The organism is Streptomyces murinus, from assembly GCF_002154555.1.
Taxonomy (GTDB): Bacteria; Actinomycetota; Actinomycetes; order Streptomycetales; family Streptomycetaceae; genus Streptomyces; species Streptomyces murinus.
In genome coordinates this window covers 1-2,233 of sequence record NZ_MUNF01000799.1, presented here as the reverse complement: position 1 = coordinate 2,233, position 2,233 = coordinate 1, and the positions used below count along the sequence as shown (strand labels likewise).

The following is a 2,233-nucleotide window of genomic DNA, read 5'->3' as shown; positions in this document are numbered from 1 at the left end:
AGCCGCGCCGGCTGTCCGGCGGTGCCCGCGCACAGCACTCCGGCCGGGAACAGCAGCGTGTCCCCGGGCAGGAAGAAGCCGAAGACCAGCAGCCCCGACTCCGCGAAGATCACCGCCAGCACCCCGAGCGCGCCGAAGGCGGCCAGCACCGAGGCGCTGTCCAACGGGTTGACGGCGATCACCGGCCGCGCCTCCTGGCCTCCTCGCAGGGCTCCACGCTCACCAGCATCCTGCGCGGGGAGGACATGCGCGCGCGTGAAAGACATGTGCGAAGGCACAGGCCGGGGCGGACCGACATCCCCCGGTCACCCGTCGTACACCCCACCGAGGCAGCGTGTCCCCATGACGCACCGCCCGATCTCCTCCGTCGACGCGCTGATGGGCCTGCTGGCCGGGTGCGCCGGCGTCTGGGACACCCCGGACCGCTCCGGCGACCCGGTGGACATCCTCGACCACGGCCTCCAGGTCGCCGCGCTGCTGGCCGTGAGCCGCCCCGACGACGAGGAGGCGCAGGCGGCCGGGCTGGTCCATGACATCGGCCACCACCTGGTCCCCGGCGACGAGGCCGGACACGGCACCCACGCCGCGACCGCGGTCGAGGGCCTGCTCGGGCCCCGCGTCGCCCGCCTGGTCGCCCTGCACATTCCGGCCAAGCGCTACCTCGCCGCCACCGACCCGGGGCTCGCGCTGTCCCCGGAGAGCGCCCGCACCCTCGGCTGCCAGGGCGGCCCCATGAGCCCGGCGGAGGCGGCGGCCTTCGAGTCCGGGCCGGACTTCGCGGCGGCTCTTGCGCTGCGCCGCGCCGACGACGCCGGAAAGGTCGTCGGCCTGCGGGTACGGCCCCTGGAGAGCTGGCGGCCGGTCCTGGAGCGCGTCGCCGCGAGCCACGCCCGGGCGAGGTCCGGCGGATGCTGATGTGCTCATGGTGGGACGGTGAGGGCGTCCCCCTTTAAGGTGAGTCCTGTGGTGGATTGGTTTCAGCCGTTTCGCCAGTCGACGGTCGACGCCGTCGAACACGGCCCCGGCACCGGCCCCGGCACCCCTGCCCCGGAAGAGGCCCCCGTGCCCGCGGGCCCGGCCGAGCTGCGCGCCGTGGCGGCCACGATCGGCACGACCCTCGACGAGGACACGACCTGCGCGGAGCTGACCCGCGCCGCCGTCGCCCAGGTGGGCGGCGCCGCGGCCGTGCTGCGCTGGGGCCGCGAGGCGGGCGTCGGCTACGAGGCGGTCGGCGGGAACCCGGCCCTGCTGCCCGCGGCCCGGCGGGTCGCCGCGGCCGCCCGAGTTGCCGCCGACCCGGACGAGGACCTGACCGTCGCCGCCGAACCCGGCGACGAGCGCACCGCGCTCTGCGTACCGCTGGCCACCGGCGGCCGCCACTACGGCGTGCTGGTCTGCGCCCGCGACAGCGCGCCCTGCACCGCGCCCGAGGCGGAGTTCCTGCGCTTCCTCACCGAACGCGCCGCCTCCCACATCCGGCACGCCCGCGAGCACGACGCGGTCAGCAGCATCATCGGCAAGCTCCAGCGCGCCCTGCTGGCCGAGCCCGGCCGCCCGCACCCGAACCTGGACGTCGCCATCCGCTATCTGCCCGTCGGGCACAGCGCGCTGGTCGGCGGGGACTGGTGCGAGACCGTACGACTGCACTTCGGCCGCACCCTGCTGGTCGTCGGCGACGTCATGGGGCACGGCCTGGAGGCCGCTGTCGACATGACCGCCTACCGTTCCTCGCTGCGCTACATCGCCTCCGCCGACCTGCCCCCGCACCGGGTGCTGCGCCAGCTGGACGACATGGCCTCCGACGAACCCGAACGCAGGCCCGCCACCTGCCTGCTCGCGCAGATCGACCCCAACCGGGGCCTGGTGACGCTGGCCAGCGCCGGGCACCTGCCGCCGTTCGTGATCGACGCGGACGGCCGGGCCACCCCGCTGCCGGTGCCGGTCGGACCGCCGCTCGGCACCGGGCTCGGCGGCTATGAGCCGGCCACCTTCCGGATGGCGCCCGGGCAGACCCTGATCCTGTTCACCGACGGTCTTGTCGAGCGGCGCGGCGAGGACATCGACCGCTCCCTGGACCGGCTCGGTGCCATCGACTTCGGGACCTCGCCGGGTCTCGACGACATCCTCGACACCGTTGTCACCCGGCTCGACGCCCGCAACACCGAGGACGACGTGGCCGCCCTGGCCGCCCGGCTGCGACCGCGATCGGGACCGCAGCCGGGCGGCCAGGGCG

Annotated in this window: 2 protein-coding genes and 1 pseudogene; 2 read left to right on the top strand and 1 reads right to left on the bottom strand. The window is 75.5% G+C overall.

Going from position 1 to position 2,233, the window contains the following annotated elements:
• A pseudogene (locus tag CCN72_RS35175) lies at positions 1-182 on the bottom strand (DedA family protein); the annotation flags it as partial.
• A gap of 160 nt (positions 183-342) precedes the next feature.
• Here CCN72_RS35175 and CCN72_RS35170 point away from each other — a divergent pair.
• On the top strand, positions 343-915 hold the full coding sequence (locus CCN72_RS35170; RefSeq protein ID WP_086812426.1) for an HD domain-containing protein: 573 nt from the start codon (positions 343-345) through the stop codon (positions 913-915).
• Between the two features lie 48 nt (positions 916-963).
• Positions 964-2,233: PP2C family protein-serine/threonine phosphatase (locus tag CCN72_RS35165; RefSeq protein WP_107430257.1), on the top strand; the 1,270-nt coding region annotated here is incomplete at its 3' end.